This is a genomic window from Enterobacter sp. BIDMC 26 (assembly GCF_000534435.1).
Classification (GTDB): domain Bacteria; phylum Pseudomonadota; class Gammaproteobacteria; order Enterobacterales; family Enterobacteriaceae; genus Enterobacter; species Enterobacter ludwigii.
In genome coordinates this window covers 1,715,571-1,739,776 of the sequence record NZ_KI973182.1, presented here as the reverse complement: position 1 = coordinate 1,739,776, position 24,206 = coordinate 1,715,571, and the positions used below count along the sequence as shown (strand labels likewise).

Genomic DNA, 24,206 nt, shown 5'->3' with positions numbered 1-24,206 from the left:
TTACCGGCCTGTTTTCAAAAAAGCTTAACCTTCACCCGGAGGTGGGGTGCGGTCCCGAAGGCTGTGTTCCTGTGATAAACGCCAGAAATCATGTCCTGCCGGATACTGATATAAGCGGAGCGAGAACTGACCGGCGACAGCGGTGATGTATTCAAATATCGCTGACTGAGTATTTTCATACTCCATCCACAGTACGGAAGAGGTAAAGCAATAAATTTCCAGGGGAATACCCGACGGCGTAGGCTTCAGCGTTCTCACCACAATATACATATCTTTGATAATATCAGGCCGATCGGCGAGCCAGGCCATCAGGTAGTGCCGAAAGAGCGTTAAATTTGTCAGGCCATTATCCATAAACCAACTGTCCGGTACGCCCAGGGGATCACGCCCGTCGATGAGTTTTGCCAGCGGTTCATTCGTGCCGCGCAGGGCCAGCATCGGGGCCAGCGTTTCCTGCGTGAGAAATGTAACGGAGTGCTGATCGATCGTGGTGCTGCGCATAATCCGGCGCGCGCCTGACGAAAACATGGCCTGCCAGTTGGTATACGTTTCGGTCAGAAAGTTTTTGGTCGGGATACGCGAGATCGTGTTATCCCAGTTACGGATAGTAATGGTGTGCAGCGCAATGTCGGTCACTTCGCCACTCAGGTTTTTATCGGGCATTTCAATCCAGTCCCCCAACTGCAGGACGTCATTTGACGAAAGCTGGATATTGGCAACGAGCGAAAGCAGGGTATGCTGAAAGACTAACATCAGCACGGCCGCCACGGCCCCGAGGCTGGAAATAATAATCGCGGGGGATTTATTCGACATGACGGCAAGGATCATGATCGCGGCGATGACGTGAATAAATATTTTCCCTATCTGGATATAGCCTTTGATAGAGTGATTTTTACGCTTCGTCTTGCGTAAATATGAGCTGTTGACAATATCCAGCATCTCATTGAAGAAAACCGACAGAAAAATAAAGAATAGAATCCCACAAATGGTATTTATTGCCGTCACCAGCGATGCAGGCATATTGGGCATAAACTGCAGGACGTAATAAACGATAATAACCGGAATGAAATTCGACAGCTTTTCGGCTATGCGACGATCTTTTTCCAGCGGGACATCCTGTTTATGGCTGGCAAAGAAGACCTTACGAACGATTTTTATGAGCAGGAATTTGCACATCAGGTGCGCAAAGAAACCTGAGATGACCAACAGAATAAGATTAAATCCAATGGCCAGAGCCGGATTGCTTTCTATAAATGTTAATAAATAATCCAAGTACACCATCGCTTATCGCCTGAATAAGTATGCCATTTTGTATTAACCTTATTCAAAAGATAAATACAAAGATTTAACCAAATCATATAATGGCATATCCGGTACAGACAAGTCCACGACCTGAATCCTAAGTCGCACAGACCTATTTTGTTTCGGTCGGTAACTTTATTTCCAGAACCGTTCCAGGCAATAAAAGCAGACGATGTCCACCTTCAGCATTTGGATCGCTAAAACATATATCCTCTCCCTGTTCGGTACCGAAGCAGGGAGAGGGGTGTTACATTCTCTGCAGAAGTGGAAGAGGGTGGCACGCCGCGTCGCGCTTAGTCGTGGATTTTTACACCCAGACACCCGCGAACAAACTCAGGGTTAAAGTGTTTAACCGCATCGCCAACATAGCCTAAGTCGAGCGAACTGATTTGTGCCATTTCGGCATCGCTCAGGGAGAAGTCCCAGATAGCCAGGTTCTCTTCAATCCGGTTCTGGTGCGTGGATTTAGGAATGACGGTAACGCCACGTTGCACATTCCAGCGCAGAATGATCTGAGCGATGGTTTTTTGATGCGCTTCGGCAATCCCCTTGAGCATTTCATTTTCGTACGGTTTGTGCCTTCCGCCGCCAAGTGGTGCCCAGGCTTCTGGCTGAACGTTGTAATATTTCATGGTCTCGAGCGCGTCAGATTGCGCAAAGTAAGGGTGTAATTCCACCTGATTTACCATGGGCTTAATTCTGACCGTTTCACAGAAGTTGGTGAGCACGTGGGCGTAGAAATTAGACACGCCAATCGCTTTTAGCTTTCCGGCATCATACGCATCTTCCAAAGCCCGCCACGCGCTGAAATAATCACGCATTGCCTGATGCAATAAGTAGAGATCGAAATAGTCTAATCCCGATTTTTTTAACGAGGCCTCAATACCGGCTTTGGCGGTCTCGTAGCTTGCCATGTCCTGCACCCACAGCTTAGAGGTAATAAATAACTCCTCGCGGGTACACAGACCTTCAGCGATGGCTTCACGAACGGCATCGCCCACGGCGTCTTCATTGCCGTACACTGCTGCGGTATCAATGAGGCGATAGCCTGTACGAATGGCGCTCAGCACTGACTGTTTACATTCTTCTTTATCGGTGACCTGAAAAACACCAAAACCCGCCATCGGCATTCTGAGGTTGTTGCTTAATACTGTATATTCCACTGAAGAGTTCCTCCACCCTGTTTAGACACCATTCAAAAGTATAAACAGAACCACGACGAACCCGTGGTAATCGTCTTTATTCTTTCAACTCGCTGAATACACTGGTCTACACCCTGTCGGGAATAAACCAGAATGACATCTGATTACTGAACCGTATAACCGCCATCAATTGCCAGAGCCTGTCCGGTGACGAAGCTGGCATCGGAACTGCACAACCATAAGACGGCGCGCGCGATCTCTTCGGGCTCGCCCAGGCGACCAATTGGCTGCAGCTTCATGAGCTCGGCCATCGCATCAGGCTCGCTGTTCAGCATATTTTCGACCATTGGCGTGCGGATAATGCCGGGACAAACGGCGTTGATCTGTATTCCACGCGCGGCATATTCCAGCGCTGCGCTTTTGGTCAGCCCGAGGACGCCATGCTTTGTCGCATGATAAACGCCGCGCCCGGCAATGCCGACCAGCCCGCCCAGAGACGAACAGTTAACGATAGCGCCACTTTTCTGACGGCGCATTTGTTGCAGCTCATATTTCATGCAGTTCCAGATACCCCGCAGGTTAATCGCGTTGACGCGATCAAACTCTTCGCCGCTGGCATCTGCGGTTTCTGCAATGGGGCTCTGAATACCGGCGTTGTTATAGGCGGCGTCGAGCTGACCAAACGTCTGTACTGCGTTCTCAATCATGCGTCTGACCTGCTCTTCGTCAGTCACGTCGCAGACGACGGGTTTCACGGTATACCCTTCAGCCAGTAGCGCATCCGCTTCGCGAGATAACGCATCCTCGCGAATATCCGCCATCACCACCGTTGCGCCAGATTCGCAAAATGCCCTGACGGTCGCGAGCCCCATACCGGAAGCCGCGCCGGTGACCAGCGCCACCTTGCCACTAAAATCATACTTAACCATTTGATACCTCTTACCGTGGAATCACGTGCAATGAAGACGTCTCACGTTGTGTAAAAGTATTCTGCGGGAAATGTGATGTTGTTAAAACTGACTAAATCAAAATGCAGTAATGAGGAATTTTCATAAATTAGATAGACTGCTTCTCGTACAGCGCAGGCGGCCGTCATTTATAATGAACGCCATACCGCCAGAACGCTTTTCGTCTGAAGAGACAGTGTATTGGGATGAATCAGCCACCCATTTTCCGGATATCAGAGGCCCAGATTGGCACGAGAAAATCTTAATGACTTAATGGCTTTTATTGCCGTTGCGCGCGAAAAAAGCTTCACCAAAGCTGCGGCCCAATTAGGCGTATCGCAGTCAGCCCTGAGCCATACTATGCGTACCCTCGAATCTCGTCTGGGGATGAAACTGCTGACTCGCACCACGCGCAGTATTGCGTTAACCGATATTGGTCAGTCCATGCTGGATGACCTGGGGCCTTACATCGATGGTATTCAGGGTCGTTTGCAGTCCCTGAAAGATCTCAACAGCAAACCCGCGGGTACGGTGCGTATATCAACATCAGATTATGCTATCGGGTCTGTTATCTGGCCGAAGCTGGAACCGCTGCTTAAAGAATATCCTGACATTAGTCTGGAGCTGATTGATGACTATGCCTTGACGGATATTGTTTCCGGGCGGTTTGATGCAGGAACCCGTCTGGGGGAACAGATCTCCAACGGCATGATTTCCGTGCGTATTGGCCCGGATGTCCGTTTTGCCGTGGTCGGCTCACCTGATTATTTTTCCCGCAATCCTCAGCCGCAGCACCCTAACGATCTGATTGATTACAACTGCATCAACCTGCGGTTTCCGACGCATGGCAATTTATACGTCTGGGAATTTGAAAAAGAGGGTAAAAGCCTGAACGTGAAAGTCACTGGCCAGCTGGTCTTTAGCCGGATCTATCAGTGCCTTCAGGCTGCAGTGGAAGGGTACGGCCTGGCGCATGTTCCGCGTGATATCGCAGAAAAGCATATCGCCCGTGGGGAGCTTATTAGCGTGCTCGACGACTGGTGTCCCTACTGGGATGGCTATTATATTTACTATCCCGAGAACCGAAATCTATCGAAAGCATTCCAGCTGGTGGTCGACGCGCTACGCCATTACAAACATCCCTGAAGAGAGACGTTTGTCAGCAACGCAAAGCCAGGCCCCTCATCCGGTGCCTGGCGTTTACAGTTGCGTGGCTAAATGTCAGGCATTATCCCTGCCGGCAAACACCTCTTTAAAGACCGGCATCGCCGAGAAAACATTGGGCCAGCCCGCAACAAAGGCCAGTTGCGTCAGGACTTCGGACGCCTGGGGCCGGGTTAAACCATTGTCCATGGCGCGGTTGAGATGGTAAGGAACCTGGGCCACCTGGCCGGCAGTGACCAACGCACTGACCGTGATCAGACTTCTGTCCCGTGGCGCCAGTCCGGGCCTGAGCCACAGGTTCTGGAATAGCGCGTCGGTCGTGTATTTCACTACGCCCGGAGAGACCTTGCCAAAGTTTGATTCAACCAGCGTGGCACGCTTGTTTTCCGACTCTTCATCCAGCGGCAGGAAATCCACCTTTCCGCCTGGCAAGGAAGCGGTATCGATATGGCGTTGCGCAAACAGCTGACGCGCGATCAGCGCCGCAGAGGTGGCGTTTGGCCAGCCGGCGTAAAAAGCCAGGTGGGTGATTGTCTCTGAGATTTCCGCAGGTTTTACGCCGCTGTCCAGCGCCACGTTGAGGTAGTGGGGAAGTTCCGCCGTATCATTGCGGCTGATCAGCGCTGCAACCGTCACCAGGCTTCGATCGCGTCGCGACAGTTCCGGGCGATTCCAGAGATCTTTTTCAATAAACTGTTCTGAATAGGCAGCCATTGCTGGCGCGACCTGGGCTACAGCGTCCCGTGAGTCTTCCGGTTTCATTGTCGAACTCCTGTTTTGAGTAGTCTGGGAGACACATCCGTTAATCAATAAGAGTGAAACGATAAGCAGGGCGGTTCTTTTCAGCATTAATGCCCTCCCGCCTGCAGGTACTGCGCATCGCTGACTTTTTCAAGCCAGTTCACGTTTTGCCCCTGCTCATTCGATTCCTGAATGGCCATATGCACCATCGTGGTTTTATCCGTTGCGCCGTGCCAGTGTTTAACCCCTGGCGGGCATTGAATGACATCCCCGGCGTGCACGGTTTTTCGCTCCTGCCCCCACTCCTGCACCCAGCCCGTCCCGGACGTGACCACCAGTGTTTGCCCAAGCGGATGGGTATGCCAGTCGGAACGTGCGCCGGGCACGAAGGTGACATACGCGGCGCCAGCTCTTTGCGGGGCGACAGGTGAGAAGAGGGGGTCAATGTAAGCACGTCCGGTAAAGTGGTCAGCGGGTTCGGCAATCGTCGCGCGACTGCCCGTTTCAGACACGGTCATTTGAGCTGAAGGGGTGGTTTCGCTGTGTGCGGACATACCTGCAAATAACAATAGTGATGCTGCTACAGAGGTGAAACGGATCATCATACTCTCCTGTTGTGAATGAAACGGCAAACCCGGTACCGGGAAAAGAGAAGGGAATAAATGTGTTGTGATGAGATTTGCCGGCTGTGCCGGAAATACATATTCGGGCGGCTACTTATCCGTCAGTAGCTCAAATCGGGCAGTATATTCAGCAGGTGATACGGGCAAGGCATCCGGTTCGTCTAATTGCCCCAGCGTAATTAATCCCGACGCATATCCGTGTGCTTTATAGAAAATCGCCAGATTTCCCCACGGGGCATACAGCGTGATATCACCCTTAGCGGCCGCGGTTCCCGCGGGTGCGCCGGCCGTGGACAGGCGGCGAGGAAGATCGCTGATTTTCTCTTCCCCGGCATAATCTTTCAGCTGCAGCGTAAGGGGCAACAGTGCGATAAAGTCACGACTGGTTTGGCTGCTATTCAACGTTGCGGTCAGCGTCTTGTCGTTGAGTATAATTTTTATCTTCATCGGGTTTTCCTGTATGAGTTCGTTGCGCCAGCCGGCATTCGTCTGCAGTCATTGGCAACTATTCTTAACAGAAATAAACCGCGTGTTAATAGGCGTTATCAGAATAGAAAAATGAATAAATTTCATTAATCCGGTCCGGGAAGCAAAATGTTTGTTATCGGCAGATACAGGCCTCAGGGTCTGGCAACATGGCGTAACCAGTGCCCAACGCCTTCAGCAGCAGCGTCAATTGCGCCGGCCAGATAACCCGAAAATTGCGGTGACCATTCGCTGGCAATCCCGGTTAATTTATCAGCCCATTCTTCCTGCGCCGGAATCTGTTGAGGCTGTGCGTGCCCGACGTCCTGCTGCAGGTCAAATTCTGTCGTCGTAAACGGATCGGCGGCCCAGTCTTTTATCCACTCGGCTTCAGGCTCTGCCGCGTCTTCTCCGAAGAGTCGCACCAGTTGCTCCCGGCACAGTCGCTTGAGTTCGGCCTCGCTCACCGTCCATCGCGATTTTGCCGGTACGCCAATAAAACCAAAGATAGCCGTTTTGCCGGTATCGGGCTCTGACACATCGTGAATTTCAACCATCGGACCCACACGGCTGCTTACGTCGCCGGAGAAATGCTGTGACTGCAAAAAGTCGGCATGGTACAGGGCGACATATTTTGCGTGAGGCGCCATCCAGGTTGGCGTTTTACGCCAGTGTGAAAGTACCTGCTCCGGCAATGCCGGCTCGAACGTCATTTTTGCTGCCAGCGCGGGAGGCAGGGCGAGGAAAACGTGTTCACCGGAGAAAAGTGAGCCTTCGCCCGTTTCGGACTGCGTCGCGACCTGCACACCCTCGCCGAGACGGGAAATAGAAACCACCTGATGGTCTGACTTAATCTTCTGCGCCGGGATCTGGCGTGTTAATGCGCTCGTCAGCGTCTGCATTCCACCCTGAAGCCTGAACGACTCCGGTGATGTCACATAGGCAGGATAACGTTGCGCGGGGGACGTCGTCTGGCGTTCATAAAGCATATCCCCCGGTCGCCCCTGAGGGAGAGGCGTTAATCCAAGTTGATGAACCAGGTGTGCGAAGTCTGGCTGAATTTCCGGCCAGAACCAGGTCGCACCCATGTCCACATGAACCCCATCAGGCGTGTTTGCTAACACCTGACCTGAAAGTACGCGACCGCCGGTTCTTTTCCTCGCTTCCAGTATCACGTAATCCACTCCCGCTTTTTCAAGCAGTGTGCCTGCATACAGGCCGCTGACACCCGCACCAATGATAATAACGCTGCCTTTCATGGTATCGCTCCGGTCAGTGTGGTCGGGCTGAGATGTCCCGTTTTAAGATAAAAAAGTGCCCCAGAGGCGGCGGCCGTCAGCGCCGGCAAATCGCCTTCAGGAAATCTGAGCCAGCTTCCTTTCGGGTAACGACCTTCCGGTGCGCTGATTTCCCCTTCGAGAAGCAGGAGCTCGGCTCCTCCGGCGAGCGGGGCGCAGAAGAGTCGTTCACCCGGTGCGATCCTCTGAAGCTGGGTGGTTTCCGCTACGCTTGCGAACAGGGGACAAATGAGTCTGTGCGGCTGGCCGTGCCAGCGACTCGCCTCGTTGGTATTGATCCTGACCGGTTCCAGTTCTTCGGCGGCGAACTGGCGCAACTTAACGAAAAGGGTGGTGCCGTCACGACTGGACGGTCGATGCGACGAGCCGTCCGGGCTGCGTAGATACCAGCCAGCCGGATAATCGGTTCCGTTTTCCGTAAAGGTGCCGCTCAGCACCAGAATCTCTTCTCCGCCGGGGTGGGTGTGCTCAGGAAACACAGAATCAGGGGCATACCTGACAAGGCTGGTTGCGCGGGCCTGCTCGCGGCCAATGCGATCAAGCATGACGCGCTCCACACCAGGTTGCGGGGACGGCACCCAGCGGTAGTCATCAGGAGTAATGATGGCTCGCTGTGAAAAATCAGAATTCAGTAACATCATAGTCAGTCATTAAACGGCACCGCAGGCGGTGCCGTATGCAGGTTTATTTTGTTGGCAGGTTGTCAAAAACATCCAGAGCCCGGGCGGTGTAGGTTAACGCAGCACCGGCGTTCAGACTGATGGCAACGGAAAGCGCTTCAGCTATCTCTTCACGCGTTGCGCCTTTCTTAACCGCAGCTTCCACATGTACCGCCAGGCAACCATCACAGCGAGTGGTAACGGCAACAGCCAGCGCAATCAGTTCGTGGGTCTTGGGATCAAGGTGCTGATTTTCAGAAGCCCCTTTATCCATCTGCTGTAAGCCTTTCATAAATTCAGGCTGCAGTCTGGCAAATTTCCCGACGGTGGCCAGCAGGCTGGTGCGATATTCATTCCAGTTTAAAAACATTCATAGCTCCGGTACGTGTAGGTTTCAGAAAATGCCCGTTACAGGACGTCGTAAATGCGGATTTCAGGCGCGCTGTTCAGATACGGTTTCAGTGCTTCAACGACGTCCTGGGTGAAAAGCGGACTGCTGAGATAGGCCTGTGCCTGGGACACGGTTTTAAATCCGTGCAGGACCTGTACGTCCTCGTCACGAACAAGCAGTTCTTTAGAGATGGCACCGTCGATGGTGGTCAGGAACGGGGTTTTGTATTGCTGGTAGACCCCGGCGGCTGCCGCACGGTTTTCATTACTGATATCAAGGCTGATTTGCAGATAAGCCATCGTTCTCTCCTTCGCTCAGGGTTAAGGCAAGGCGGCCGGATAAGGTACCGGTCTGCTTTACCGTTCGTTGAGGGCGATTATGAGAAAGCCGGTTATCTTCAACAAATCAGTTAATCTTGCGTTGCAGAAAAGAAAAACTATGTCGGGCGTCTGATGAGAGAAGCATCATGCCGGTACGCGATGACCCTTGCCGCATGATGCTTAAAAAAGGGGGGGTTATGGATTGTCAGAGACCACGTCATGAAGAAGCCAGTCGTGAAATATTTTTACTTCTTCACGCATGGCGGTGTGCTGCGGGGTCACCAGGTAGTAAGACCATGTTAACGGCCAGCGATGGTCTGGGTGCAATTGAACCAGTTGCCCGGTTTCAATCAGCTGTTTCACCAGCGCGTGACGCACAATCGCCACCCCCCGGCCGCTCAGGGCCGAGAGAATCACGGCGGAGGTGGAGTTAATATGCAGCCTGCTTTCCAGCGCGCCAGGGGCATTGACGGTACGGAGAACGTCGTCCCAGGAGGGAAAATTCGCGCCCGGGTGCGGCGTGTCATCGTGGATCAGCTTCTGCGTGGCGAGCCAGTCACCACAGGCAATTTTCTCCGGAGGCACCAGGCGGGGGCTACAGACCAGCACCGCCTCTTCATCCATCAGCCAGGTTTTATTCACGCCGGGCCAGTCTCCCTGTCCGCAGCGAATGCCGATATCCGCCTCGCCGTGCGATACGTCCATCAGCTTTTCCGTGACGTTAAGCCGCAGATCGATTGTGTCATGTGTTTCTGAGAACCGGTTAAGACGCTCCATCAGCCAGTTCATCATCAATACCTGAGAGGCGGTGACGACCACGACAGAACGTGCGCGACGCCCGCGCAGTTTGTTTAACCCGCTTTCCAGCTTGTCCAGGCCCTGCGTAATGTCCTGCAGCGCATCCTGAGCCTCATCCACCAGCGTCAGGCGCTCCTTACCCGACCGCGTACGGCGAAGCAGCGGGTGGCCAACCCAGTCTTCGAGCGAACGAACAAGCTGGCCCACTGCGGCAGGCGTCACGCCAAGCTCTTGCGCTGCACCGGTAAAGCTGCCGTGACGGGCGGTCGCTTCAAAAGCATGTAGCCATTTAAGTCTGTTCAGGGAACGCATTGCAGGTACTCCGATTTATTCTTTCTTTCAGTATACCTGAGCGAAGAAGATTTTCTTTCCTGTGTCGCAATTTCTTCTCAGTCGTCAACCCTGATGCAGGGTGGCATTCTGGATGCACACGATGAGGAGCGAGGCTTTTCATCAATGACAACCAAATGTTTTAAAAGAGGTTAGCGATGAACGCATCTTTTGCCGGTAAAAAGCTGTTAGTGGTCGGTGGTACAAGCGGTATGGGCTTCGAAACGGCGAAGCGGGTTCTGAAAAACGGTGGCAGCGTGGTGCTGGTGGGGAACCGCAAGGACAAAGCGGAGCAGGCTCGTCAGGCGCTGGCGGTCGACGGACCGGTATCCATCATCGTGGCTGACCTGATGAAAGAAGAGGGTATGCAGCACGTGATGAATACCCTCAATGCTGAACACAAAGACATCAGCCTGCTGGTCAATGCCGCTGGCGTGTTCTTCCCGAAACCGTTTACTGAACATGAAGCGTCAGATTACGACATGTACATGAGCATCAACCGCGCGACCTTCTTCATCACCCGTGATGTGGTGCGAAATATGGTTGATGCCGGTATTAAAGGCTCCATCGTCAATATCGGCTCTATGTGGGCACAGCAGGCCATCGGGGCCACGCCGTCTTCCGCATATTCCATGGCGAAAGCCGGCCTGCATGCGTGGACCAAAAACCTGGCTATTGAGCTGGGCGGGAAAGGCATTCGCGTCAATGCCGTGTCTCCGGCCGTTGTTCACACGCCAATTTATGAAGGCTTCATCCCGAAAGACGATGTAAAAGAGGTGATGAACAGCTTCGACAGCTTCCATCCGATTGGCCGCGTGGGTACACCGGGCGATGTGGCTGAAACGGTAGCCTTCCTGCTTTCTGACAAGACAGGCTGGGTCACCGGCGCAATCTGGGACATTGACGGCGGCGTCATGGCTGGCCGTAACGCATAATACACCGCTCATAACAGGTGATACCGTGAATAAAACTTTTCGTGCTATGCAGATTTCCTCGCCGGGCGTGCTTGAAATGGTCGTCAGACCGTTGCCCGAGCCAGGACCCGAGGACGTACTGATTAAAATTGAGGTATGCGGCGTTTGTGGTGCCGATCTTCAGGATGCGGAGAAGGTACCGGAAGCGGGGCAGCCCGGGCGCATTCCGGGCCATGAAATTGTGGGCCACATTACCCGGAAAGGAGATGCAGTTCCCGGGATCTGGCACACCGGTCAGCGCGTGGGCGTCGGGCGTCTTGGGGGATATTGCCAGCATTGCCCGCCTTGCCGTAACGGGCTTTTTCACCTGTGTGAAAATCAGCTAACGCCGGGGCTGAGCTGTGACGGAGGTTACGCCGAGTATGTTGTTATCCGTCATACCGCGCTGATTGCCATTCCTTCAGCGCTCACTTCCGTTCACGCGGCCCCGATCTTGTGCGCCGGTACGGCAACCTTTAACGCGTTGCGTCAATCCGGTGCCAGCGCGGGAGACAGGGTGGCTATTCTCGGTATTGGTGGCTTAGGCCATATGGCGATTCAGTACGCCCGTAGGATGGGGTTTGAGGTTATCGTGATTGCGCGCGGAAGTGAAAAGGCGCATGACGCTTTACAGTTGGGCGCCCATCACTATATCGATGCGCAGACGGAAAACGCGGCGGAACGGCTGAGAGCGGAAGGTGGCGTCGAGATTATTGTGGCCACTGCCCCGGATGAAGACGCGGTTTCAGCGTTATTGCCAGCCCTGGCCCCCAGAGGAAAAGCGATCCTGTTGGGTGCCGGACGCACACCGTTGCAGGTCATGCCGGGTATGATGATTGGCGCGGAACGCACCCTGACTGGTTCATTTGTCAGCACCCCGTCGCAAACCGAACGCGCACTGCGTTTCAGCCACCTCTTTCAGACGCTGCCAGTTACAGAGCTGATGCCCTTTGAACAGGCAAATGAGGCGCTCGACAGGTTACGGCAGGGAAAGGCGCGCTACCGGATAGTGCTTACGATGAACCCAGATAACTAATCGGCAGAAACACCGTCTGGCGGGGAGCCAGACGGTGGAGAGGTTACGCTTTACGCGTTGCCGCTTTCATTGCGCTCACAAACGTTTTCAGCTCAGCCAGCATTTGCTCTGGCTTGTCCACGTTCTTCTCAATGATTTTAACGATAGCGGAGCCTGAGATTGCACCGGCTGCGTTAGCGTCAATTGCCGCCGTGACCTGATCGGGAGATGAAATCCCAAAGCCCTGCAGCGGAGGGGCCGCGTGGTATTCAGCCAGCTTCTCGACCAGATGATTCAGAGGCAGCGCCGCTTTGTTCTCCGCGCCGGTTACACCCGCACGGGAGAGCAGGTAGGTATACCCGCGACCATAAGAGGCAATCTGGCGCAGCAGTTCATCATCGGCGTTTGGCGGGCAGATGAAGATAGGTGCCACGTTATGGCGCATCGCCGCCTGGCGGAACGGCGCAGATTCTTCAACCGGTACGTCTGCCACCAGCACCGAGTCAACGCCCACACGCGCGCATTCTGCATAAAAGGTATCAATACCGCGACTGAAGACCAGGTTGGCATACATCAACAGGCCAATCGGAATGGTCGGGTGCTTCTGGCGGATAGCGGCCAGCATCTCAAAACATTGTCCCGGGGTGACACCGGCCGCGAATGCCCGCAGCGTTGCGTTCTGGATAGTCGGGCCATCGGCCAGAGGATCGGAAAACGGAATACCCAGTTCCAGCGCATCGGCACCTGCTTCAATCAGGGCGTCGATAATTTTCAGCGACTGCTCAGGACCCGGATCACCCAGCGTCACGAAGGGAACGAACGCGCCTTCCTGGCGAGATTTCAGTGCTGCAAATGCGTTATCGTAGCGTTCCATCAGATTTCCCCTCGTGCTTTCAAAATATCGTGAACGGTGAAGATGTCTTTATCACCGCGACCGGAAAGGTTAACCACCAGCAGTTGCTCTTTTTCCGGGTTCTCTTTCATCATTTTCAGCGCATGCGCCAGGGCGTGAGAGGACTCCAGGGCAGGAATGATCCCTTCGTGGCGACAGAGCGTTTTAAACGCCTCCAGGGCTTCGTCATCGGTAATGGAAACGTAGTCCGCACGACCGGTACTGTTCAGGAAGGCATGCTGAGGCCCAACGGAAGGGAAATCCAGGCCTGCCGAGATAGAGTATGACTCTTCAATCTGGCCGTCATCGGTCTGCATCATCGGTGCTTTCATACCGAAGTAGATCCCAACGCGACCATGTTTCAACGGTGCGCCGTGCTCGCCGGTTTCAATTCCGTGGCCTGCAGGTTCAACGCCAATCAGCCCGACGCTGGTTTCGTCGATGAAATCAGCGAACATGCCGATAGCGTTAGAGCCACCGCCAACGCAGGCGATCACTGCATCCGGCAGGCGACCCTCTTTTTCCAGGATCTGCGCTTTGGTCTCTTCGCCAATCATGCGCTGGAATTCACGCACAATCGTCGGGAACGGGTGCGGGCCTGCAGCGGTGCCGAGCATATAGTGCGCGGTTTCATAGCTGCCAGACCAGTCGCGCAGCGCTTCGTTACACGCATCCTTCAGCGTCGCGGAGCCGCTGTGCACCGGGATCACTTCTGCGCCCATCAGACGCATACGGAATACGTTAGGTGACTGGCGCTCAACGTCTTTTGCGCCCATGTAAATGCGGCATTTCAGACCGAGAAGGGCGCTGGCAAGGGCTGATGCCACCCCGTGCTGGCCTGCGCCAGTTTCAGCGATGATTTCGGTTTTACCCATCCGTTTTGCAAGCAGTGCCTGACCCAACACCTGGTTGGTTTTATGCGCACCGCCGTGCAGCAAATCTTCACGCTTAAGATACAGCGTGGTTTTGGTGCCTTCGGTCAGGTTACGGCATTTCGTCAGGGCCGTTGGACGGCCAGCGTAGTTTTTCAGCAGGTCGGTAAACTCAGCCTGAAACGCCGGATCTTTCTGCGCGCTCACGAACGCTTCTTCCAGCTGGCGCAGGGCGGGCATCAGGATTTGCGGGACGTACATCCCGCCGAACTCACCAAAATAGGGGTTTAGTAATGTCGTCATCTTCTCTTCCTTAATATGCACGCAGAGTTTTAAATACCGAGGCCAGCTTACTGGCATCTTTGATGCCCGGTTGCGACTCTACGCCTGAATTGAAATCGAGGCCCGCGCAGCCCGCTTTGGCGGCTTCCACGCAGTTATCCGGGCTAAGTCCACCCGCCAGCAAAACATTGTCCAGCACTTCGCCGTGCAACAGGGACCAGTCAAAACGCTGTCCCGTGCCGCCCTGGCCATTATCGAGTACGTATTTATCAACATGATTCAGGTTACGCTCAGGCAACCTGTCGCCCACGCTCTGCGCTTTCCAGATTTGCACCTGAGGTGCCAGTGCGCTGCGCAGGGCATCGATATAGGCCTGATCTTCGTTGCCATGAAGCTGCACCGCATGCAGAGATAACGCTTCGGCTTTTGCTACCACGTCGGCGATATCCGCGTTGCGAAAGACCCCCACATAGCTGAGTGGCGCTGCCGTCATCACCTGACGCGCCTGCGCTTCGGTCACCACGCGAGGGGAGGAGGCGACAAAAATCAGCCCGCCGTAAATCGCACCGGCTTCATACGCGGCCAGGGCATCCTCTTCACGGGTCAAGCCGCACACTTTGTTTTCACCCAACAGTACGCGGCGCACCGCGGCATTGAGATCGTCATGTTCCATCATTGCAGAACCAATCAGGAAACCGTTGGCGAAATGGCTCAGCTCGCGGACCTGTGCGTAGCTGTTAATACCGGATTCACTGATCACGGTGACGCCAGAGCCCAGACGCGGCGCCAGCTGGCGCGTGCGGTTCAGGTCAATCGACAGATCACGCAGATCGCGGTTGTTGATGCCGACCACTTTGGCTTTCAGCGCAATGGCGCGTTCCAGCTCCTCTTCGTTGCTCACTTCGGTCAGCACGCCCATGTTCAGACTGTGCGCGACTGCAGCGAGCTGGCGATACTGTTCGTCATCCAGCACTGAGAGCATCAGCAGGCAGGCATCGGCCTGGTAAAAGCGAGCCAGCCAGATCTGATACGGGTCGATAATAAAGTCTTTGCACAGGATCGGTTGTGGCGCGATCCCGCTGACAACGGGCAGGAAATCGAAGCTGCCCTGGAAATACTTCTCATCCGTCAGCACGGAGATGGCTGACGCATGATGTTTGTAGATACCGGCAATTCGCGCCGGATCGAAATCGTCACGGATAACGCCTTTCGACGGGGACGCTTTTTTGCACTCAAGAATAAACGCGGTGCGTGCGCCCTGCAGAGCATCATAGAAACGACGGCTGCTTGGGACAACGTCATTCTGGAAGCTGGCCAGCGGCTGCTGTGCTTTACGTGCTTCCACCCAGATGGCCTTATCGGCAACGATTTTCGCTAAAACGGTCTGCATTCTTTACCCTCTTGCCGCAAGTGCGGTAACGCGATCGTAAGCTGCACCTGAGCGCAGTACGTTCAGAACTTTTTGTGCGTTGGCTTTGAGATCTTCCTCGCCGTGCAAACGCATCAGCATCGCGACGTTGGCAGCGACGGCGGCCTCGTGGGCGACCTCTCCTTTACCTTGTAATAAGCGCGTCAGAATGTCACGGTTTTCTTCAGGCGTGCCGCCCGCCAGCGCTTCCTGATGGTAAGGCGTTAAACCAAAGTCGCTCGCCTCCAGCTGATAGCTCAGGATTTCACCGTCGCGAAGTTCGGCCACCAGCGTTGGCGCATGCAGCGACACTTCATCCATTCCCCCACTGTGAACCACCGCGGCACGTTGATAACCCAGCACGCGCAGGGTCTCTGCAATCGGCAGAACCAGCTCCGGGCTGTAGACGCCAATCAGCGCCAGCGGTGGATGGGCCGGGTTGATCAGCGGGCCGAGCACGTTAAACAGCGTGCGGGTTTTAAGCTGCTGGCGAACCGGCATCGCATGGCGGAAACCGGTGTGATATTTCGGCGCAAACAGGAAGCAGACGCCCAGGTCGTCCAGGGCTTCACGCGAACGTTCGGCGTTCATCTCGAGATTGATGCCGAATGCGGCCAGCAGGTCCGACGATCCCGACCGGCTGGAGACGCTGCGGTTACCGTGCTTCGCCACTTTCAAACCACAGGCAGCCGCCACGAAGGCGCTGGCGGTGGAGATATTGATGCTGTTGCTGCCGTCACCACCGGTACCGACGATATCCGCAAACATGTAGTCCGGGCGCGGGAACGGGGCGGCATTTTCCAGCAGCGCCGTTGCCGCACCGGCAATTTCCTGCGGGCTTTCACCGCGAACTTTCATGCTCACCAGCGCGGCCGCCAGTTGTTCAGGCTTCAGTTCACCGCGAACCACGGCGGAGAAGAGCTGGTGGCTCTCCTGCTGGCTCAGGGTCTGTGCCTGATACAATTTTTCCAGAACAGGTTGCAGGGTGTTGGTCTGTTCCAGTTTCTGCAGCGCCCAGTCCAGGGTCTGTTCCAGCAGACGCGCGCCGTGAGAGGTGAGGATTGACTCCGGATGGAACTGCATCCCACAGACACGATCGGTATCGTGACGTACGGCCATCACCATGCCTTCGAACGAGGCGTTAATGGTCAGGCCTGCCGGGATGTTGCTGCCGACCAGCGAGTGGTAGCGCGCCACCGGCAGCGGATTCGGCAGCCCGGCAAACATCGCCTGACCGTCATGTTCAATGCTGGAGGCTTTACCGTGCAGGATTTCACCCGCCTGGCCGACGTATCCGCCATAGGCTTCAACAATCGCCTGATGCCCCAGGCAGATGCCGATAATAGGCAACTTGCCGCGCATACGGGTCAGAAGTTCAGGCATACAGCCCGCTTCACTGGGGGCGCCGGGGCCAGGAGAGAGCATCAGCACCGGGTTTTGCATGGTTGCCAGACGCTCAATCAGGGTTTGCGCCGGCACGTGGTTACGATAGATAACGACGTTGTGACCATTCGCACGCAGCTGATCTGCCAGGTTATAGGTAAAGGAGTCGATATTATCGAGCAGCAGAATGTCAGCCATCAGAAAATCTCCTGTGCATGGTGTGCGGTAGCGATGGCGCGCAATACCGCGCGAGCTTTATTGCGCGTTTCGTCAGCTTCAGACTGCGGAACAGAATCAAGAACCACCCCGGCGCCCGCCTGGACGGTGGCGATGCCGTCTTCAACATAGGCAGAGCGGATAACGATGCAGGTATCAAGGTCACCGTGCGCGGTGAAATAACCCACCGCACCGCCATAGCTGCCCCGACGACGCCCTTCGGCGGCGGCGATAAGCTGCATCGCACGGACTTTCGGCGCACCGCTCAGGGTGCCCATATTCATGCAGGCGCGATAGGCGTGCAGCACGTCGAGGTCATTGCGCAGTTCACCCACCACGCGGGAGACCAGGTGCATCACGAAGGAGTAACGGTCGACTTTCGTTAAGTCAGCCACATAGCGGCTGCCGGGAGTACAAATACGGGCCAGATCGTTACGCGCCAGGTCAACCAGCATCAGGTGCTCGGAGAGCTCTTTGTGGTCGGTGCGCATTTCCAGTTCGATACGGCTGTCGAGATCGCGATCCAGAGATCCATCGGCGCGACGCCCGCGCGGACGTGTACCGGCAATCGGGTAGATCTCGATCTGGCGGCTGGTGGCGTCGTATTTCAGGGAGCTTTCCGGTGACGCACCAAACAGGGTGAACTCGTTGTCCTGCATAAAGAACATATACGGGCTTGGGTTGCTCTTTTTGAGCACGTCATAGGCCGCCAGCGGCGAGGGGCAGGGCAGTGAGAAACGACGGGACGGGACGACCTGGAAAATTTCCCCGGCGCGAATCGCCTTTTGCATCTGACGCACCACGGCACCGTACTGATCGTCGGTCTGGTTAACCTCACAGGTCATCTTCTCTACATGCTGAACCGGCAGAGCGGGTGGCGCTTCGGTCATTTGCTGTTGCAGCTGAGCAATGCGCTGCTCAAGACGTGTTTTCTCGGTCACGGATGGCGTGAACAGACTCGCCTGAATACGGGTGTATTTTTTCTGATGGTCGATCACCAGCAGGGTCTCGGCCAGGTAGAAGCAGTAGTCAGGGCAGCGGTTGCCCTGTTCGGTTTCCGGCAGGTCTTCGAAACCGGCGACCAGATCGTAAGCAAACAGCCCGCCAAAGAACATCGCTTCGCGTTCATCTTCTGGTACCGAGACCAGGTTTTGCAGCAGGCGGAAGGCATCGAAGACTGACAAAGAACAGAGGCGTGCATCTTCGTCCAGCAGTTGGCTGACCGGCGGGAAATGCAGTATCCGCACTTCCGGGTGACGTTCATTCTCGATGCCCGCTGGCAGGGAGGCGTCCAGCAGTGGCAGCAGCGCGGCACCGTTCTCAGAGAGCGCCTTAATCGTGACAGTGTCACCCAGCGCGGTAATGCGCAAGGCGCTGTCGACCAGCAGCAGGCTTTTAAGATCGTCTTTACTGTCAATATCCGCGGATTCCAGCAGCAACGTTGCCGGACGCGCACCGCAGACCTGATGAAACAGCGCGGTTGGGTTGTGGCGATAGACCGCCTCGCAGGTCAGCAATTCGAGGTGTGGTTTGGCTGTTTGCATTATGTTGTTCTCATTTATTCTGTTCAAAAAAAAGCCCGCTTAGTCGCGGGCTGGGTATCTGTTTGCATTTTGCAGACGTGTGACACTGCCCGATAATCAGGATGTGCGCCACCAACCGTGCAGAGTGAAATGTGCTGTCATTTTCAGATACCTTTCTCGTGTGAACTTGCGTACTAGTTAACTAGTTCGATGGCGAGTTGTCAACCCTTGATTTCAGAATTTCGCGCCAAGCCGTTATCATAGGGGTTTCGGATGTCTTTAACCTGCTATGGGAAGTGCTTTGAGCGATACCACCTACGCCGTAATTTATGATTTACACAGCCATACTCAGGCCTCTGATGGCCTGCTGACACCCGAAGCCCTGGTTCATCGCGCCGTTGAAATGCGTGTCGGCACGCTGGCGATAACCGATCACGATACGACAGATGCTATTCCCGCGGCGCGCGCCGAAATTGCCCGCAGCGGACTGGCGCTGAATCTGGTGCCCGGCGTCGAAATTTCGACAGTCTGGGAAAATCACGAAATTCACATTGTTGGCCTCAATATCGATATTGAACATCCGGCAATGCGTGCGTTTTTGCAAGAACAAAAATCGCGCCGCAACGAACGCGCCGAAATGATTGGTGAGCGACTGGAAAAAGCGCATATTCCCGGAGCGCTGGAAGGTGCACAGAAACTGGCAAACGGTGGGGCGGTGACGCGCGGCCATTTTGCCCGTTTTCTGGTTGAGGCGGGCAAAGCCACGACGATGGCGGACGTGTTTAAAAAATATCTGGCACGCGGGAAAACCGGTTACGTTCCGCCACAGTGGTGTACAATAAAACAAGCTATTGATGTCATTCATCATTCTGGCGGTAAGGCCGTGCTCGCCCATCCGGGGCGGTATAATCTTTCTGCTAAGTGGCTGAAAAGACTGCTGGCACACTTTGCCGAATGTGGCGGTGAGGCGATGGAAGTCGCCCAGTGTCAGCAGGCGCCCAATGAGCGTGCGCAGCTCGCAACCTACGCGCGTCAGTTCGGTCTGCTGGGTTCGCAAGGGTCGGATTTCCATCAGCCCTGTGCGTGGATCGAGCTGGGACGCAAGCTCTGGTTGCCCGCAGGCGTTGAGCCTGTCTGGCAGCTCTGGGAACAGCCGCAGAAAATTGAAGAGAGGGAAGTATGAGTCAGTTTTTCTATATTCATCCGGATAACCCGCAGCCACGCTTAATTAATCAGGCCGTGGAGATCGTTCGCAAAGGCGGCGTGATTGTCTACCCGACCGATTCTGGCTACGCGCTGGGCTGTAAAATTGAAGACAAAGGGGCGATGGAGCGCATTTGCCGCATTCGTCAGCTGCCGGACGGCCATAACTTTACCCTGATGTGCCGCGATCTTTCTGAACTGTCGACCTACGCGTATGTCGATAACGTGGCGTTTCGTCTGATCAAAAATAACACGCCGGGCAACTACACCTTTATTCTTAAAGGGACCAAGGAAGTGCCGCGCCGACTGTTACAGGAAAAGCGTAAAACCATCGGGATGCGCGTACCGTCCAACCCGATTGCGCAGGCGCTGCTGGAAACCCTCGGCGAGCCGATGCTTTCGACCTCTTTAATGTTGCCAGGCAGCGAGTTCACCGAATCCGATCCCGAAGAGATTAAAGACCGTCTGGAAAAGGTGGTCGAGTTAATTATTCATGGTGGCTACCTTGGTCAGCAGCCAACCACCGTTGTTGACTTAACCGAAGATGCGCCAGAAGTAATTCGTGAAGGCGTGGGTGATGTTAAGCCTTTCTTGTAAGGGTGTAAGCAGATATACTACGCGGCCATCAAAGCAGGGCTGAGCCCTCTTTTGACCTGATTCGACGCCTGTGAAGGCGACACCTGAGGAAGCTCAATGAGCGAGAAGTTACAGAAAGTGCTGGCGCGTGCCGGCCACGGTTCACGCCGTGAAATCGAAGCCATTATTGAAGCGGGTCGCGTGAGTGTGGACGGTAAAATCGCCACGCTGGGTGACCGCGTAGAAATCGTACCGGGATTGAAGATCCGCATCGACGGTCATCTTATTTCCGTGAAAGAGTCCGCTGAGCAGATTTGCCGCGTGCTGGCGTATTACAAGCCAGAAGGCGAGCTGTGTACGCGCAACGACCCTGAAGGTCGCCCGACGGTGTTTGACCGTCTGCCTAAACTGCGCGGCGCTCGCTGGATTGCCGTGGGGCGTCTGGACGTGAATACCTGCGGCCTGCTGCTGTTTACCACTGATGGTGAACTGGCAAACCGTCTGATGCACCCTAGCCGTGAAGTGGAACGCGAATACGCCGTGCGTGTCTTCGGCCAGGTTGATGAGAATAAACTGCGCGATCTGTCACGCGGCGTTCAGCTGGAAGACGGTCCTGCGGCATTTAAAACCATCAAATTTACCGGTGGCGAAGGCATTAACCAGTGGTACAACGTTACCCTGACTGAAGGCCGTAACCGCGAAGTGCGTCGTCTTTGGGAAGCGGTAGGTGTGCAGGTGAGCCGTCTGATCCGTGTCCGTTATGGCGACATCCTGCTGCCAAAAGGTCTGCCACGGGGTGGTTATACCGAGCTGGATCTGACACAGACTAACTACCTGCGTGAACTGGTTGGCCTGACGCCAGAAACCACCTCTAAAGTGGCGGTGGAAAAAGATCGTCGTCGTATGAAGGCGAATCAGATCCGTCGTGCGGTGAAACGCCATAGCCAGGTGAGCAGCAACCGCCGCTCTGGCAGCCGTAACAACAACGGTTAACATAAAAGCCCGGTGAAGATCACCGGGCTTTTTTCTTAGTAATCAATACCGATTTGCGCTTTGATTCCCGCGTCAAATGCGTGTTTGACCGGACGCAGTTCGCTGACGGTATCAGCAAGCTCCAGTATTTCCCGATGACAGCCACGCCCCGTGACGATAACCGTCTGGTGCGCCGGGCGTTGTTGTAACGCCTCCAGTACCGCATCCAGCGGGAGATAGTCGTAGGCCACCATATAGGTTATCTCATCCAGCAGAACCATATTCAGGGCGGGGTCTGCCAGCATTCTTTTGGCGTGCTCCCAGACTGCAAGACAAGCTGCAGTATCGGTTTCCCGGTTCTGCGTATCCCATGTAAAACCTGTCGCCATCACCTGAAATTCAACGCCATGCGGTTCAAGCAGATTACGTTCGCCGTTGGGCCATTCGCCTTTGATGAATTGAATGACGCCCACTTTCTGCCCGTGACCGACAGCACGCGTGGCGGTGCCAAATGCCGCGGTAGTTTTACCTTTGCCGTTACCGGTAAAGACGATAATTATCCCGCGCTCGTCCTGTGCGGCCGCAACGCGCGCATCGACCTGTTCCTTCAGACGCTGCTGGCGTTGTTGATGACGTTCTTCACTCATTGCGAAATCCCTGGTTTACGGCCCGGCTGGGCATCGAAGGTCATCCCCGTTTTACGACGACTGTCGTCGCCCATCAGCCAGAGATAGAGCGGCATAATGTCTGCGGGTGTTTTCAGTTTCTGAGGGTCTTCCGACGGGAAGGCGCTGGCGCGCATTTTGGTGCGCGTTCCACCCGGGTTAATGCAATTTACGCGCAGATGGCGGCTTTGATACTCCTCCGCCAGCACCTGCATCATCCCTTCAGTCGCGAATTTCGAGACGGTATATGCCCCCCAGTTGGCTCGACCTTCGCGGCCTACGCTTGAGGAGGTAAAGACCAGCGAGCCGGACTCAGATTTAAGTAATAAAGGAAGCAATGCCTGCGTCAGGAAAAACGTGCCGTTGACGTTGACCTGCATCACCTGCTGCCAGATATCGGGATCCTGTTCATCCATAGGACGGACTTCTCCCAGCAAACCCGCATTGTGCAGGACACCGTCCAGCCGCGGATAGTGGGCGCTAATACGGTGAGCAAGCTCCTGGCACACCGCTGGCGTGCAGGTGAGTAAATCGAGGGTATACCACGGGGCCGGAATGCCGCCTGCCGCCTCTATTTCCTGCGCGACGCTTTTCAGTTTCTCTTCATTACGACCAATAAGAATAACGCTCGCGCCATAGTCAGCGTAGGTCAGGGCCGCCTCGCGACCAATTCCGTCACTGGCACCGGTGACCAGAATGATGCGATTTTGCAGCAGATTTTTTTGCGGTTGATAATGCACGGGGACTCCTCTGGCGCGCAGTGACGCAATGACGCCTTCTTTATGACTTTTCGGCTTTATGCCCGAATTAGCATGAGAATTCAATCAGTCTACAGGAGGCATTACTGTAAAATTAACAATTTGCAAATATTTAAACCCCCATGAGGGGATTCCTGAAGCAGGCTCGCAGAGGTAATGTCACGAGCGAGACGCATGGGCAGGGCTGTTGTACACTGCCGTGAAAGAATCGTGGTTAAACAAGGTGGAACGCGTGGAATTACTTTCTCAGTATGGGTTGTTTTTGGCCAAAATCGCAACGGTGGTAATTGCCATTGCGGTGATTGCCGTTCTGATTGTAAACCTGACGCAGCGTAAGCGTCAGCGTGGGGAGTTACGCATTACCCGCCTGAGTGAGCAGTATAAAGAGATGCAGGAAGATATGTCTCTGTCGCTGCTCGATAGCCATCAACAGAAGCAGTGGCTTAAAGCGCAGAAGAAAAAGCATAAACAGGAAGCCAAAGCGGCAAAAGCGAAAGCCAAGCTCAATGCACCGCAGGATGAGGCAAAGCCTCGCGTCTATGTGCTCGACTTTAAAGGCAGCATGGATGCGCATGAAGTTTCTTCTCTGCGCGAAGAGGTCACTGCCGTTCTAGCCGTGGCAAAACCGCAGGATCAGGTGGTGGTGCGTCTTGAAAGCCCTGGCGGGGTGGTACACGGTTACGGGCTGGCTGCGTCACAGCTGCAGCGCCTGCGTGAAAAACAGATCCCGCTGACCGTTGCGGTGGATAAAGTCGCGGCGAGCGGTGGCTACATGATGGCCTGCGTCGCGGATAAAATTGTGGCGGCACCGTTTTCTCTTATTGGTTCAATCGGTGTGGTTGCGCAAATCCCTAACTTTAACCGCTTCCTCAAAAACAAAGAGATCGACATTGAACTGCACACGGCCGGGCAGTACAAACGCACTCTGACGCTGCTGGGGGAAAACACGGAAGAGGGGCGTCAGAAATTCCGTGAAGATCTCAATGAAACGCACCACCTCTTTAAAGACTTTGTGCACCGCATGCGCCCATCGCTCGATATTGAGCAGGTCGCGACGGGGGAGCACTGGTACGGTATCCAGGCCCAGGAGAAAGGACTGGTAGATGAAGTGGGCACCAGCGATGACCTGCTGTTGAACCTGATGGATGGCCGTGAGCTGGTGGGCGTGCGCTTTACGCAGCGCAAGCGTCTGCTCGATCGCTTTACCAACAGTGCGGCAGAAAGTGCCGATCGGCTGTTGCTCCGCTGGCTACAGCGCGGACAAAAACCGTTGCTGTAAACAAAAACGCGAGGCTCAGGCCTCGCGTT

Annotated in this window: 26 protein-coding genes, 1 pseudogene and 1 other annotated feature; of the genes and pseudogenes, 7 read left to right on the top strand and 20 right to left on the bottom strand. The window is 54.8% G+C overall.

Features of this window, described 5'->3' with window-relative positions; all coding sequences use genetic code 11:
* Nucleotides 1–24: 24 nt before the first annotated feature.
* The 4 genes and pseudogenes from L462_RS25505 to L462_RS15090 all read right to left on the bottom strand — a co-directional run bounded on the left by L462_RS25505 (nucleotide 25) and on the right by L462_RS15090 (nucleotide 3,373).
* On the bottom strand, nucleotides 25–753 hold the full coding sequence (locus L462_RS25505; RefSeq protein ID WP_323133848.1) for a mechanosensitive ion channel family protein: 729 nt from the start codon (nucleotides 751–753) through the stop codon (nucleotides 25–27).
* A 107-nt stretch (nucleotides 754–860) separates the two neighbouring features.
* Nucleotides 861–1,281 (bottom strand): annotated as a pseudogene (locus tag L462_RS25500) (hypothetical protein).
* Between the two features lie 314 nt (nucleotides 1,282–1,595).
* A complete protein-coding gene (locus tag L462_RS15085) occupies nucleotides 1,596–2,465 on the bottom strand; it encodes an aldo/keto reductase (RefSeq protein ID WP_014170398.1) in 870 nt (289 codons plus the stop codon).
* A 143-nt stretch (nucleotides 2,466–2,608) separates the two neighbouring features.
* Nucleotides 2,609–3,373: an SDR family NAD(P)-dependent oxidoreductase gene (locus tag L462_RS15090; RefSeq protein ID WP_032678301.1), complete on the bottom strand. Its 765-nt coding sequence runs from the start codon at nucleotides 3,371–3,373 to the stop codon at nucleotides 2,609–2,611.
* Between the two features lie 264 nt (nucleotides 3,374–3,637).
* Here L462_RS15090 and L462_RS15095 point away from each other — a divergent pair, with 264 nt between their 5' ends.
* Nucleotides 3,638–4,537 (top strand): LysR family transcriptional regulator, encoded by a 900-nt coding sequence (locus L462_RS15095; protein ID WP_014170396.1) that lies wholly within the window; start codon nucleotides 3,638–3,640, stop codon nucleotides 4,535–4,537.
* 75 nt (nucleotides 4,538–4,612) lie between these two features.
* On the opposite strand, the gene L462_RS15100 is transcribed toward L462_RS15095, so the two are convergent.
* The 8 genes from L462_RS15100 to L462_RS15135 form a co-directional block, all read right to left on the bottom strand.
* Nucleotides 4,613–5,404: a carboxymuconolactone decarboxylase family protein gene (locus L462_RS15100; RefSeq protein ID WP_082209476.1), complete on the bottom strand. Its 792-nt coding sequence runs from the start codon at nucleotides 5,402–5,404 to the stop codon at nucleotides 4,613–4,615.
* Nucleotides 5,404–5,901 (bottom strand): (R)-mandelonitrile lyase, encoded by a 498-nt coding sequence (locus L462_RS15105; protein WP_240485692.1) that lies wholly within the window; start codon nucleotides 5,899–5,901, stop codon nucleotides 5,404–5,406. The genes L462_RS15100 and L462_RS15105 overlap by 1 nt, the downstream gene beginning before the upstream one ends.
* A 108-nt stretch (nucleotides 5,902–6,009) precedes the next feature.
* Nucleotides 6,010–6,366: a cyclophilin-like fold protein gene (locus L462_RS15110; protein ID WP_032678298.1), complete on the bottom strand. Its 357-nt coding sequence runs from the start codon at nucleotides 6,364–6,366 to the stop codon at nucleotides 6,010–6,012.
* A gap of 173 nt (nucleotides 6,367–6,539) precedes the next feature.
* Nucleotides 6,540–7,643, bottom strand: coding sequence for a flavin monoamine oxidase family protein (locus L462_RS15115; RefSeq protein WP_032678297.1), 1,104 nt, complete (start codon nucleotides 7,641–7,643; stop codon nucleotides 6,540–6,542).
* Nucleotides 7,640–8,323, bottom strand: coding sequence for a cupin domain-containing protein (locus tag L462_RS15120; RefSeq protein WP_078774421.1), 684 nt, complete (start codon nucleotides 8,321–8,323; stop codon nucleotides 7,640–7,642). The genes L462_RS15115 and L462_RS15120 overlap by 4 nt, the downstream gene beginning before the upstream one ends.
* Before the next feature lie 43 nt (nucleotides 8,324–8,366).
* Entirely contained in the window at nucleotides 8,367–8,711 is a 345-nt protein-coding gene (locus L462_RS15125; protein ID WP_014170390.1) for a carboxymuconolactone decarboxylase family protein, read from the bottom strand.
* Nucleotides 8,712–8,749: 38 nt separating this feature from the next.
* Nucleotides 8,750–9,031: a hypothetical protein gene (locus L462_RS15130; RefSeq protein WP_032678296.1), complete on the bottom strand. Its 282-nt coding sequence runs from the start codon at nucleotides 9,029–9,031 to the stop codon at nucleotides 8,750–8,752.
* A gap of 216 nt (nucleotides 9,032–9,247) precedes the next feature.
* Nucleotides 9,248–10,162: a LysR substrate-binding domain-containing protein gene (locus L462_RS15135; RefSeq protein ID WP_014170388.1), complete on the bottom strand. Its 915-nt coding sequence runs from the start codon at nucleotides 10,160–10,162 to the stop codon at nucleotides 9,248–9,250.
* 176 nt (nucleotides 10,163–10,338) lie between these two features.
* Here L462_RS15135 and L462_RS15140 point away from each other — a divergent pair, with 176 nt between their 5' ends.
* Complete coding sequence (locus tag L462_RS15140) at nucleotides 10,339–11,115, top strand: SDR family NAD(P)-dependent oxidoreductase (RefSeq protein ID WP_014170387.1); 777 nt, start codon at nucleotides 10,339–10,341, stop codon at nucleotides 11,113–11,115.
* Nucleotides 11,116–11,140: 25 nt separating this feature from the next.
* A complete protein-coding gene (locus tag L462_RS15145; RefSeq protein ID WP_155964422.1) occupies nucleotides 11,141–12,169 on the top strand; it encodes a zinc-binding dehydrogenase in 1,029 nt (342 codons plus the stop codon).
* Nucleotides 12,170–12,212: 43 nt separating this feature from the next.
* On the opposite strand, the gene trpA is transcribed toward L462_RS15145, so the two are convergent.
* From trpA to trpL, 6 genes are all read right to left on the bottom strand, one after another.
* Nucleotides 12,213–13,022: a tryptophan synthase subunit alpha gene (trpA, locus tag L462_RS15150; protein WP_032678294.1), complete on the bottom strand. Its 810-nt coding sequence runs from the start codon at nucleotides 13,020–13,022 to the stop codon at nucleotides 12,213–12,215.
* Nucleotides 13,022–14,215, bottom strand: coding sequence for a tryptophan synthase subunit beta (gene trpB / locus L462_RS15155; RefSeq protein WP_020882431.1), 1,194 nt, complete (start codon nucleotides 14,213–14,215; stop codon nucleotides 13,022–13,024). Before trpB ends, trpA begins: the two co-directional genes overlap by 1 nt.
* Nucleotides 14,216–14,225: 10 nt before the next feature.
* Complete coding sequence (trpCF, locus tag L462_RS15160; protein WP_014170383.1) at nucleotides 14,226–15,584, bottom strand: bifunctional indole-3-glycerol-phosphate synthase TrpC/phosphoribosylanthranilate isomerase TrpF; 1,359 nt, start codon at nucleotides 15,582–15,584, stop codon at nucleotides 14,226–14,228.
* Nucleotides 15,585–15,587: 3 nt separating this feature from the next.
* The gene (trpD, locus tag L462_RS15165; RefSeq protein WP_014170382.1) at nucleotides 15,588–17,183 is read right to left on the bottom strand and encodes a bifunctional anthranilate synthase glutamate amidotransferase component TrpG/anthranilate phosphoribosyltransferase TrpD; all 1,596 of its coding nucleotides are present in this window, start codon (nucleotides 17,181–17,183) and stop codon (nucleotides 15,588–15,590) included.
* Nucleotides 17,183–18,745 carry an anthranilate synthase component 1 gene (locus L462_RS15170; protein WP_032678293.1) on the bottom strand — a complete coding sequence of 521 codons (1,563 nt, stop codon included), beginning with the start codon at nucleotides 18,743–18,745 and terminating at the stop codon, nucleotides 17,183–17,185. Before L462_RS15170 ends, trpD begins: the two co-directional genes overlap by 1 nt.
* A gap of 25 nt (nucleotides 18,746–18,770) precedes the next feature.
* Nucleotides 18,771–18,865 (bottom strand) — a sequence feature (Trp leader region).
* Nucleotides 18,842–18,886 (bottom strand): trp operon leader peptide, encoded by a 45-nt coding sequence (gene trpL / locus L462_RS25740; RefSeq protein ID WP_106993556.1) that lies wholly within the window; start codon nucleotides 18,884–18,886, stop codon nucleotides 18,842–18,844. (Overlaps the previous feature by 24 nt.)
* Nucleotides 18,887–19,013: 127 nt before the next feature.
* Between trpL and rnm the strand changes: the two genes are divergently transcribed.
* From rnm to rluB, 3 genes are all read left to right on the top strand, one after another.
* Nucleotides 19,014–19,907, top strand: coding sequence for an RNase RNM (rnm, locus tag L462_RS15175; RefSeq protein ID WP_020882434.1), 894 nt, complete (start codon nucleotides 19,014–19,016; stop codon nucleotides 19,905–19,907).
* Nucleotides 19,904–20,524 carry an L-threonylcarbamoyladenylate synthase gene (locus tag L462_RS15180; protein WP_003856793.1) on the top strand — a complete coding sequence of 207 codons (621 nt, stop codon included), beginning with the start codon at nucleotides 19,904–19,906 and terminating at the stop codon, nucleotides 20,522–20,524. Before rnm ends, L462_RS15180 begins: the two co-directional genes overlap by 4 nt.
* A 96-nt stretch (nucleotides 20,525–20,620) precedes the next feature.
* Nucleotides 20,621–21,496 carry a 23S rRNA pseudouridine(2605) synthase RluB gene (gene rluB / locus L462_RS15185; RefSeq protein WP_008502809.1) on the top strand — a complete coding sequence of 292 codons (876 nt, stop codon included), beginning with the start codon at nucleotides 20,621–20,623 and terminating at the stop codon, nucleotides 21,494–21,496.
* A 35-nt stretch (nucleotides 21,497–21,531) separates the two neighbouring features.
* Here rluB and cobO read toward each other — a convergent pair whose 3' ends face one another.
* Complete coding sequence (gene cobO, locus L462_RS15190) at nucleotides 21,532–22,122, bottom strand: cob(I)yrinic acid a,c-diamide adenosyltransferase (protein WP_020882435.1); 591 nt, start codon at nucleotides 22,120–22,122, stop codon at nucleotides 21,532–21,534.
* On the bottom strand, nucleotides 22,119–22,880 hold the full coding sequence (locus tag L462_RS15195; protein ID WP_032678292.1) for a YciK family oxidoreductase: 762 nt from the start codon (nucleotides 22,878–22,880) through the stop codon (nucleotides 22,119–22,121). The genes cobO and L462_RS15195 overlap by 4 nt, the downstream gene beginning before the upstream one ends.
* A gap of 250 nt (nucleotides 22,881–23,130) precedes the next feature.
* Here L462_RS15195 and sohB point away from each other — a divergent pair, with 250 nt between their 5' ends.
* Nucleotides 23,131–24,177, top strand: a complete 1,047-nt coding sequence (gene sohB, locus L462_RS15200; protein ID WP_032678291.1) for a protease SohB — start codon at nucleotides 23,131–23,133, stop codon at nucleotides 24,175–24,177.
* Nucleotides 24,178–24,206 lie beyond the last annotated feature (29 nt).

Bases quoted from the DNA above. Each gene is read 5' to 3' on its own strand.
- trpCF (WP_014170383.1), bottom strand. From the start codon at position 15,584: ATGCAGACCGTTTTAGCGAAAATCGTTGCCGATAAGGCCATCTGGGTG.
- trpA (WP_032678294.1), bottom strand. From the start codon at position 13,022: ATGGAACGCTACGATAACGCATTTGCAGCACTGAAATCTCGCCAGGAA.
- L462_RS15110 (WP_032678298.1), bottom strand. From the start codon at position 6,366: ATGAAGATAAAAATTATACTCAACGACAAGACGCTGACCGCAACGTTG.
- trpD (WP_014170382.1), bottom strand. From the start codon at position 17,183: ATGGCTGACATTCTGCTGCTCGATAATATCGACTCCTTTACCTATAAC.
- L462_RS15120 (WP_078774421.1), bottom strand. From the start codon at position 8,323: ATGATGTTACTGAATTCTGATTTTTCACAGCGAGCCATCATTACTCCT.
- L462_RS15180 (WP_003856793.1), top strand. From the start codon at position 19,904: ATGAGTCAGTTTTTCTATATTCATCCGGATAACCCGCAGCCACGCTTA.
- cobO (WP_020882435.1), bottom strand. From the start codon at position 22,122: ATGAGTGAAGAACGTCATCAACAACGCCAGCAGCGTCTGAAGGAACAG.
- rluB (WP_008502809.1), top strand. From the start codon at position 20,621: ATGAGCGAGAAGTTACAGAAAGTGCTGGCGCGTGCCGGCCACGGTTCA.
- L462_RS15130 (WP_032678296.1), bottom strand. From the start codon at position 9,031: ATGGCTTATCTGCAAATCAGCCTTGATATCAGTAATGAAAACCGTGCG.
- L462_RS25505 (WP_323133848.1), bottom strand. From the start codon at position 753: ATGTTAGTCTTTCAGCATACCCTGCTTTCGCTCGTTGCCAATATCCAG.
- L462_RS15105 (WP_240485692.1), bottom strand. From the start codon at position 5,901: ATGATGATCCGTTTCACCTCTGTAGCAGCATCACTATTGTTATTTGCA.
- L462_RS15125 (WP_014170390.1), bottom strand. From the start codon at position 8,711: ATGTTTTTAAACTGGAATGAATATCGCACCAGCCTGCTGGCCACCGTC.
- L462_RS15115 (WP_032678297.1), bottom strand. From the start codon at position 7,643: ATGAAAGGCAGCGTTATTATCATTGGTGCGGGTGTCAGCGGCCTGTAT.
- L462_RS15170 (WP_032678293.1), bottom strand. From the start codon at position 18,745: ATGCAAACAGCCAAACCACACCTCGAATTGCTGACCTGCGAGGCGGTC.
- trpB (WP_020882431.1), bottom strand. From the start codon at position 14,215: ATGACGACATTACTAAACCCCTATTTTGGTGAGTTCGGCGGGATGTAC.
- rnm (WP_020882434.1), top strand. From the start codon at position 19,014: ATGGGAAGTGCTTTGAGCGATACCACCTACGCCGTAATTTATGATTTA.
- L462_RS15100 (WP_082209476.1), bottom strand. From the start codon at position 5,404: ATGCTGAAAAGAACCGCCCTGCTTATCGTTTCACTCTTATTGATTAAC.
- L462_RS15140 (WP_014170387.1), top strand. From the start codon at position 10,339: ATGAACGCATCTTTTGCCGGTAAAAAGCTGTTAGTGGTCGGTGGTACA.
- L462_RS15090 (WP_032678301.1), bottom strand. From the start codon at position 3,373: ATGGTTAAGTATGATTTTAGTGGCAAGGTGGCGCTGGTCACCGGCGCG.
- L462_RS15135 (WP_014170388.1), bottom strand. From the start codon at position 10,162: ATGCGTTCCCTGAACAGACTTAAATGGCTACATGCTTTTGAAGCGACC.